Annotated in this window: 6 protein-coding genes; 3 read left to right on the plus strand and 3 right to left on the minus strand. The window is 60.3% G+C overall.

What is annotated here, in order from left to right:
- Window positions 1-95: 95 nt before the first annotated feature.
- From mksB to mksF, 3 genes are read left to right on the plus strand one after another with little or no spacing between them, the layout of a single operon-like run.
- Window positions 96-1,391 (plus strand): Mks condensin complex protein MksB, encoded by a 1,296-nt coding sequence (mksB, locus tag K9857_RS09520; RefSeq protein WP_224535184.1) that lies wholly within the window; start codon window positions 96-98, stop codon window positions 1,389-1,391.
- Window positions 1,381-2,085 carry an Mks condensin complex protein MksE gene (mksE, locus tag K9857_RS09525; RefSeq protein ID WP_224535186.1) on the plus strand — a complete coding sequence of 235 codons (705 nt, stop codon included), beginning with the start codon at window positions 1,381-1,383 and terminating at the stop codon, window positions 2,083-2,085. The genes mksB and mksE overlap by 11 nt, the downstream gene beginning before the upstream one ends.
- Window positions 2,082-4,922 carry an Mks condensin complex protein MksF gene (mksF, locus tag K9857_RS09530; protein ID WP_224535188.1) on the plus strand — a complete coding sequence of 947 codons (2,841 nt, stop codon included), beginning with the start codon at window positions 2,082-2,084 and terminating at the stop codon, window positions 4,920-4,922. Before mksE ends, mksF begins: the two co-directional genes overlap by 4 nt.
- A 132-nt stretch (window positions 4,923-5,054) precedes the next feature.
- Here mksF and K9857_RS09535 read toward each other — a convergent pair whose 3' ends face one another.
- From K9857_RS09535 to K9857_RS09545, 3 genes are read right to left on the minus strand one after another with little or no spacing between them, the layout of a single operon-like run.
- On the minus strand, window positions 5,055-7,358 hold the full coding sequence (locus K9857_RS09535; RefSeq protein WP_224535190.1) for a PqiB family protein: 2,304 nt from the start codon (window positions 7,356-7,358) through the stop codon (window positions 5,055-5,057).
- Window positions 7,351-7,974, minus strand: coding sequence for a paraquat-inducible protein A (locus K9857_RS09540; protein WP_224535192.1), 624 nt, complete (start codon window positions 7,972-7,974; stop codon window positions 7,351-7,353). The genes K9857_RS09535 and K9857_RS09540 overlap by 8 nt, the downstream gene beginning before the upstream one ends.
- A complete protein-coding gene (locus tag K9857_RS09545) occupies window positions 7,961-8,620 on the minus strand; it encodes a paraquat-inducible protein A (RefSeq protein WP_224535194.1) in 660 nt (219 codons plus the stop codon). Before K9857_RS09545 ends, K9857_RS09540 begins: the two co-directional genes overlap by 14 nt.
- Window positions 8,621-8,706 lie beyond the last annotated feature (86 nt).

Below are 8,706 nucleotides of genomic sequence, written 5' to 3' on the forward strand. Positions count from 1 at the left end.
CAACTGAAAAGATGTTGTCCGTCCCGAGAGTGAATCGCATCGGCTGCGATGCAGTACAATCGCGGCTTTTATTCGCCAACCAGCCGGCCATTCCGATGATCGAACCCAAGCGCGTCTTGCGCGCCCTCGCTGAACACTGGGCCCTGCTTGAGCCACTGTGCGAGCACTTCGACCAAGGCACACTGAGCCTCAACGAACTGCGTTCACAGTTGGCTGCCCAGCAACTCGACAGCACGCCGCAGGACATCACCAGTCTGCTCGACGTGTGGATTCGCCTCGATATTCTGGTTCCCGTGGCGAAAAGCCCGAACCGTTTCGAGCTCAACGCGCAGATTCACGACTTCCTCGCCTACCTGCGCCGGGAACACCGGCTGGGCCTGTGCCTGGAGATCGAAGCCTACCTGCGCCATCTTGAGCGCCTGGCCGGTTATATCCAAGACGCCTTCGACATTCGAGACGGCAACGACCTCGCGCGTCAATTGCGCTTGCTGGACATGCGCGTTCGCGATGTATTGAAGAAGCTGGCCAACGACGAGCAGGCCCTGGTGGCCGTCGCCGAGCGGGCCAAGACCAGCGACCGGCAGATCCCGCTGCGTCAGCGTTATGCCGAAGTACTGGCGACCTGGGACGAATACGTCGAGCCGATGATCCAGTTGGTAAACGCCGACGGCGCCTTCGAACAGGGTGTGCGCAAGGTCGAAAACGTCCTGCTGAAGATGCTCACCGAGCAGCAGCGCCTTGGCCATCTGGTCGACGACGACATGCTGCTGCGCACCCACGCGCGCATCCTCGAAATGCAGACCAGCGCGCAACTGACTCTGCGTCATGCCCGCGAGCTGCTGCTGCCGCTGCGTGAAGAAGCGCGCCGGCACAACGCCGTGACCCGTGGTGCGGCGCTAGCGCTGTCGATGATTCGCCGCAAGGGCATCGATGCCGTACCGCAAGCGGCCATGCCGATGTTCACCCGGCCGCAAAGCACCTTTCTCGGCAGCGCCAGTCAGGTCGAAGCCTACGTTTACGCCCTTGCCCGATTCGAGCCGAAACCGGCGCGCTTCCCCAAGGCGCACAAGATCCACAAGGGCGGTGACGCTCCACGTGCGCCACGCACGGTCCGCGAGATGCTCGATCGCTGCGCAGACGCCCTGCCGATGCCGGACCTGATGACCTGGCTGCTGGAGCAGGAGCCGGACGGCGCCACCGACGAATTGCTGTACTGGTTCTCGCGTCTGTCCCGGGAAAAACGCTTCAAGCGCGAACGCCTGGAACGCCGCGAATACTTTACACACGAGCACCAGGTCAGCCTGCGCTCCTTCGCCCTGCTCTCGGCCGGCACAGATACCGCCGAGAATTCTGCGAGCCCCCTCTCAGCAGGTACGCCCCATGCATCTTGATCTATCCGAACTGTCCCATCTGGCGCCGATCTTTCGCGAGCTGTTCAAGGGCTACCACGTCAGCCGCCGCGATCCGGAGCTGTACGCCCAGCTGTCGAACTTTCAGGACCAGTACCGCACGCTGTTCAAGGCCCTGGGTTTCGAGTTGGTGTGCGATACCCGCGGTTTCTACTATTTCGTGCCGGAGCTCGCCGCTGCAGCGGTGAACAAGACCGCCCAGCGCCTGGCGCTGTTCACCTTCATTCTGGTCGAGCATCTGGCCGACCAGGGCCGCGACCCGATCTCCGTGCTCGACGGCGGCAGCCTCGGGCGCGATGAGCTGCCATCGTTGCTGGAAAAATACCGCGACCTGTTTATCCAGGCCGAAGTGCAGACCCAGGATGAGCTGGAAGAAAAAATCATGCGCCGCATGACCCAGCTCGGTTTCGCCAGCGAAGACAACGGCGTCTACCGCTTCCTGCCGCCGATGCACCGTTTCCTCGATGTCTGCCTCTCGGTTCAACAAGATCGCGACCTGGCGGCCAGCCTGCACAGCGTATTGCCGCTGCCGACGCCGGTGCTGGTCGACGAAGACAGCGACGAAAAGCTGCTGCAGACCGACGACCCGCTGGATCTGGCGGAGTTTGATGAAGATGAAAGCGAAGAAGACGCCCTGGCCCGCGCCATCGCCGAAGAACAGGAGCTCGACGCATGAGCAAGGAACGCTACGGCATCCGCCGCTTTGCCCTATTGAACACTGCCGGCTACAGTCTCGGCCTGTTTCCGCTGGAAGAACCGCTGTCGGTCTACGGCGCAAACAACCTCGGCAAATCCGCTTCGATCAACGCCCTGCAATTCCCGATTCTGGCGCGCATGTCGGACATGAGCTTCGGCAAGTACAGCCTGGAGCAGTCCCGGCGCTTCTACTTCGCCTCCGACACCAGCTACATTCTGGTGGAAGTCTCTCTGCCCCACGGCCCGCACGTGATCGGCGTGGTCGGTCGCGGCCCGGGCGGTGGCTTCGGTCACCAGTTCTTCGCCTATGCCGGCAAACTGGACCTGGCCCACTACCAGAAAAACGACACCTGCCTGCGCCAGAAAGAACTGTTCACCAACCTCGAGCGCGAAGGCCTGAAAGCCTACGAACTCAAGCCGGATGAACTGCGTCGCCTGCTGGTCGGCGGTCACACCTCGATCCCGCTGGACCTGACGCTGATCCCGCTGCGCTCCACCAGCGAGCAGAGCCTGAAGACTTTCCGCGCCCTGTTCATCAACCTGCTGCACATGCGCGAAATCACCGCGGCCAAGCTCAAGCAACTGTTCCTCGATGCCTTCGAGCACAGCCTGCGTTCCGGCAGCGTGGACTACATCGCCGCGTGCGAAGAAGCCTTCCGCGATGTAAGACGCATGGAGCAGGACTACAACTCGCTGGTCGCCGCAGGACCTTTGGTCGAAGCACTGGCCAACGGCGTGAAACAACGCGACGTGCTGCGCGGCAAGCTGCATCGCCTGTCGCCGCTGCTCGACTCGCTGCTCGGCACCTGGTCGGACTACGCCAGCGCGCGCAAGGAAGAGCTGACCATCCAGGCCGAACACTACCGTCGCGAGCAGGACGACCTGCAAAACGACCAGCGTGGCGGCACTCAGGAGCTGATGCGTCTGGAGCGGGAAATCACCGGCATCCAGCGCTGGCTCGGCGAGTTGTCCGTGCTCAAGCACCGCTTTGCCCTGGTCGACGACGTCAAGGTGCTGGAGCAGCAACTGCTTGCGGCCAAGGACGCCCACGATGAGCTGGCCGGTGCTTTGGCCCAGTCCCGTCAGTTCAGCGCCGAAGATCTGGAAGAGCGTCTGCGCGACCTGGAAAAACGCCTGAAGTCGGTCAAGCAGCAACTCGATCACGCCGACAACAACAGCTATGCCCGTCTGCGCGAAGAGTTCTCCCAGCAGGATGTCGAGCGTCTGATGCGCCTGTTCAACAGCGCACTGTTCAGCCTGCCGCTGGGCGAACACGGGATTGCGCTGGACGAGAATGGCGACTGGGTCAAATCCGTGGAGCTGATCCTCGACGGCTTCAAGGGCGAGCGCTTTGAAGTCCCGGGCCTGTCCATCGATCTGTCGCACATCGAACCGCCGGCGCTGCAAGCCCTGGCCGACCGTGCGGCGTTGCGCGACCAGAAAGAGCGCCTGGAAAAAGAGCTCAAGCAACTCAAGACCCAGCAAGCCGTGGCCGCCGACCGTGCCGCGAGCAAAACCCAGACCGAAGCGCTGTACCAGCAGGTTCTGGATGCGCAGAAGGCTCTGGAGGATTTCCGTCGCACGCAGACCCTGAGCGCCGAGGAAGGCGAGAAACTCGAGCAACTGGCGCAGATGGAAGCCGCCCAGGAAGAGCTCAAGCGCTCCAGCGATGCCTTCACCGAACGCGTCCAGCAACTGTCGGCCAAACTGCAACTGGTCGGCCGGCAGATCGCCGACATGGAGGCCAAGCAACGCACTCTCGACGATGCGCTGCGCCGTCGCCAACTGCTGCCGGCAGACCTGCCGTTCGGCACGCCGTTCATGGACCCGGTCGACGACTCCATGGACAACCTGCTGCCGCTGCTCAACGACTACCAGGACAGCTGGCAGGGCCTGTTGCGCGCCGATGGCCAGATCGAAGCGCTGTACGCTCAGGTGCGCCTCAAGGGTGTAGCCAAGTTCGACAGCGAAGACGATATGGAACGTCGCCTGCAACTGCTGATCAACGCTTACGCGCACCGCACCGACGAAGCCCTGACACTGGGCAAGGCCCGTCGTGCCGCCGTGACCGACATCGCGCGGACCCTGCGCAACATTCGCAGCGACTACGACAGCCTCGAACACCAACTGGCGCTGTTCAACCGCGAGATCAACAAGCGTCAGGTCTCCAACCTGCAGAGCTTCCGCATCGTCCTGGCGCCGAACAAGGAAGCGCTCAAGCACATCGACCAGATCATCCACAGCGCCGGCCAGTACGAAGAAGGCGAGACGCTGTCGGTGTTCGACCTGAGCCAGAGCGCGGAGCAGGACAACAAGAACGAAGAGGCCAAGGAATACCTGGCACGGCTGGTGGCGGCCAACCACAACCAGCTCGGTCTGAAGGACTTGTTCGAACTGGCGTTCGAGATCACCAAGGTCAACGGTCAGCCGGTTATCCACACCGACATCGACGGCGCCGCCTCCAACGGCACCACCATGACCATCAAGGCGCTGACCAACATGTACCTGTTGCTGCACCTGATGGACCGCGACCTGGCCGGCCGCGTGCGCCTGCCGTACTACCTCGACGAAGCCGCGGACATCGACGAACGCAACCAGGCTGCGCTGCTGGAAACCAGTCTGCAGCTGGGCTTCGTGCCGATTTTGGCGAGTGTGAAGCCGCAGGTCTGCGCCAGTGTCGCCATCGACCTTGAAGGCGGCAGCGGCCCGGCGGGTATCTACATCGACGAGGCGGACTGGAAGTACATTCGTCGTCGTGATCAGGTGAAGGCGACGGTCAACGTCGAAGCCGATGAGCCGGAGTTGGATGAAGTTTGATCGGTTTTAGCTGATGCAAACAGAAAGGCCGCGATCCTCATGGATCGCGGCCTTTTTGTTTCGAGTGACACAAAAACCCTGTGGGAGCGAACCTGCTCGCGATGGAGCCCTTGCAGACACCATCACCTCCCGCTATTTACCCAGAGGAATCTTCGGCGCCCAAGTCAGCCATTCCTCTTCAAACTTGTCGAACAACGCAAATGTCTGCTCCGGCCGCGCTGCGACGCCCATGCGGTCACCATCCGGAGTGGCAAACGCAACGCCACCCTGAATCATGGTTTCCAGCGATTCGGTACGCACCGTCGCGCCCTTGAACAGCCCGACATCAAAGTCGAAACCGCTGGTGTTCCAGAAGCGGGTACCACTGCGCACCAACGGCGCGTACTTCGGCTCGATCAGAATGTGGATCAAGACGCGGTCCGCAGTCTGGCCCAGTTCGTAACCTGTTACCTTGCCCACGGTAATTTCGCGATAGGTGACCGGCACTCCGGGTTTCAACGAGCCACGCCGGGCAGCGCTCAATACCAGGCTTAATCCTGCTTCCTGCTTGGCGGTTTCCGGAGCGGCGGGCAGCGCGACGAAATTCTTCTGCGGGCCAAGGTTTTTCGCGGCCGGCTGCACTTCGATGTACTGCCCGGTGACCAGGGTTTCAAGGTTTGAGGTTTTGATCAGGCCCAGTTCCGGTTTGACCACCCAGAACTCACTGCCAACCCGCGCAATGCGCTCAGGCACCTCGGTGATACGTGCGGTCAGCAGCACCGATTGCAGATCATCGCTGAGATCGACGTTCTCGATCTTGCCGACATCCAGCCCTTTGAAGCGAACCGGGGTCCCGGCGCGCAAGCCATCGGCGCGATCGACTTTGATCGTGATGAGCGCGCCTTTCTGATTGGCCTCTTCACGGTTGGCGAACAGACGGAAGCGCGGGATCCGCTTTTTCAGCGGCACCTTGGCCTCAGGCGTTTCAAAGGCGATACCGCCGGCCATCAGGCTTTGCAACGATTCGCTTTTGACTTGAATTCCGCCAGTCAGACCGCCGGTGAGCGTCACACCGCTGGCATTCCAGAACCGGGTCGAGCCGTTGACCAGATCTTCGTATTCCTTTTCGATGTGAACACCGATCACCAGCTGATTTTTCTTGCGCGAGAATTGATAGCTCTGAACCGAGCCCACCTTGACCTGTTTGTAGAGAACCGGGCTGCCGACTTCCAGAGAGCCCAGGTTTTCGGTGAACAACACCAGATGCAATCCCGGCGAACGCAAGTCCAGCGGCGGCGCCTTGGGCCGCGCGACGAATTCCCGTTGCGGAGCGTTGCCTTTATCACCGGGACGTACGGCGATGTAGTTGCCTTTTACCAATGCTTCGAGCCCGGTGATGCCCGCCAGGGAAATCGAAGGTTTGACGACCCAGAATTGAGTACCGTCCACCAGGTAATCTTCGGCGAGCGGATCAAGAGTCAGCTCTGCGCTGGCACCGGAAAGATCCGGATCGACCTTGAGTGCCTTGAGCGTGCCCACCTGAATGCCCTTGTACATCACCGGTGTGCGCCCGGCCTGCAGACCTTCGAAATCGCTGAGTTTGACCTTGACCTTGATCCCGGCCGCAGCGGCGTCGAAGTCTTCGTAAAGACGGAACGGCAGGCTTGGATCGGTAGGCGGGCTATCCTTGCGATTGTCCGGTGTAGCGAAGGCGATGCCGCCGGCGACGATGCTGGCCAGGGACTCACTGCGGACTTTCACACCCGACAGGTTGGCATCGATGCTGATACCGCTGGCGTTCCAGAACCGCGTATGTTTGCGCACCAGCTTGGCGTAGGTCGGTTCGATGAACACCTTGAGCTCGACGGTACTCTGGTCGTCGGACAGCAAGTAGCTTTTGACCTGGCCAACCTTGATCTGCTTGTAGAACACCGGACTGCCGCGGTTCAGCGAGCCCAGGCGATCGGCTTTGATCGTCAGGTGCAGACCGGGCTGGGCATCGGAAAGAGGTGGCTCTTCAGCCAGCGCCTTGAACTTGCGGGTGGGCTCGCCTTCGCCCGGGCTGATCGCAACATAGTTGCCTGAAACCAGCGTTTCCAGCCCCGTGATGCCGGCCAGACTCACGCTTGGTTTGACCAGCCAGAAACGTGTGCTGGTACGCAGGTACGGCTCCACGTCCTTGTTCATCTCGACGGTAGCGATTACACCTTTGGTGCTGCCTTCATCATCGAGCTTGAGGGTCTTGACCTTGCCGACCGACATGCCTTTGTAGACCACTTCAGTTTTGTTGGCCTGAATGCCTTCACCGCTTTCGAAGCGCACCTGGATCTCGATGCCGGTCTCGTTATAGGCACGCCAGCCGAGCCAACCGCCGATGATCAAGGCGATCAGGGGCAATACCCAAATGGCGGACCAGTTCGAGGCCGGTCGGGTTTTAGCTACGGGCAAATCAGTCATGGTCGGCGTCCGACTCCGTGTTATCCCAAATCAGTCGGGGATCGAAAGTTACTGCAGCAAGCATTGTCAAAATCACCACACTGGCGAAGGCGATGGCCCCCAGGTCGGCTTCGACACTGGCGAACCGTCCAAAATTCACGACCGCCACCAGAATGGCGATCACAAAAATATCGAGCATCGACCAGCGACCGATGAACTCGATGAAGCGGTACATCCAGATACGCTGCCGGGCCGAGAGCGGTTGGTGGCGCTGAACCGAATACAACAACAGCGCGATGCCCACCAGTTTGAAGGTGGGCACCAGGATACTGGCTATGAATACTACGGCAGCGATAGGAATCATGCCGTGCTGAACCAGCTGGATCACACCGGACATGATGGTACTGGGATCACCTTTGCCCAGTGAGCGTACGGTCATGATCGGCAGCACATTGGCCGGGATGTAGAGAATTGCCGCAGTAATCAGCAATGCCCAGGTGCGCGTCAGACTATTCGGGCGTCGAGCGTGGACCTGCGCACCGCAGCGAGTGCAGAGTTGCTCGTCGGTATCAGCTTCCTGCCTGTTCAATTCGTGACATTCGGTACAGATCAGAATGCCTGCATCAATCGCCCGCATGGGCATCCTCTCCTGATAAAGCCTGCCAGATCTGGTGAGGCGACATCACGACCTCCAGCCAGACCTGAACCAGTAACAAACCGATGAAACATGCCAATCCGAGGCCTATGGTCATGGCTGCCATATCTGCCAGTTTCACGATCGCCACCAGCACGCCCATCAGGTAGACCTCAAGCATCCCCCAGTCTCGCAAATGGTGGTAAATGCGATAGAGCAGCAAACCGTAACTGCGGCCGATGTTGAAACGGATGCTCAGCAGGACAGCCAGCTGGCACAGCAACTTGAGCAACGGGATTGCCATGCTGCACAGGAATACCACCACGGAAACGCCGCGCATTTCCGAGTTGAAGAGGCCGACAACGCCGCTCCAGACCGTGTCCTGCGACGACTGTCCGAGTAGATTGAGCTGCATGATGGGTAAAAAGTTCGCGGGGATGTACAGCAGAAGCGCTGCAATCACCAAGGCGAGACTGCGCTGCACGACGTTATATCGATGGGCGTAGAGCTCATAGCCGCAACGCGGGCACAGGGCTTTCTCGCCATGGGCGAGCTCAGGCTTACGCATCAGCAAGTCGCACTCATGACACGCCACCAAATCGTCCAGCGGTAATTCTGACAGCCCGGAGGCGTCACCCGGATCTGGCATAAAGGCTCTGGCTCCGAAAAAGTTGGACCTATTCTAGTGTCCTGAAACAAAAATAACTGTGCAAATTTGCACTGGGGTGCATGGTG

This window comes from Pseudomonas sp. REP124 (assembly GCF_020164475.1).
Classification (GTDB): domain Bacteria; phylum Pseudomonadota; class Gammaproteobacteria; order Pseudomonadales; family Pseudomonadaceae; genus Aquipseudomonas.

Excerpts from the sequence above, each read along its gene's own strand:
- mksB (WP_224535184.1), top strand. The coding sequence starts at position 96 with ATGATCGAACCCAAGCGCGTCTTGCGCGCCCTCGCTGAACACTGGGCC.
- mksE (WP_224535186.1), top strand. The coding sequence starts at position 1,381 with ATGCATCTTGATCTATCCGAACTGTCCCATCTGGCGCCGATCTTTCGC.
- mksF (WP_224535188.1), top strand. The coding sequence starts at position 2,082 with ATGAGCAAGGAACGCTACGGCATCCGCCGCTTTGCCCTATTGAACACT.
- K9857_RS09535 (WP_224535190.1), bottom strand. The coding sequence starts at position 7,358 with ATGACTGATTTGCCCGTAGCTAAAACCCGACCGGCCTCGAACTGGTCC.
- K9857_RS09540 (WP_224535192.1), bottom strand. The coding sequence starts at position 7,974 with ATGCGGGCGATTGATGCAGGCATTCTGATCTGTACCGAATGTCACGAA.
- K9857_RS09545 (WP_224535194.1), bottom strand. The coding sequence starts at position 8,620 with ATGCCAGATCCGGGTGACGCCTCCGGGCTGTCAGAATTACCGCTGGAC.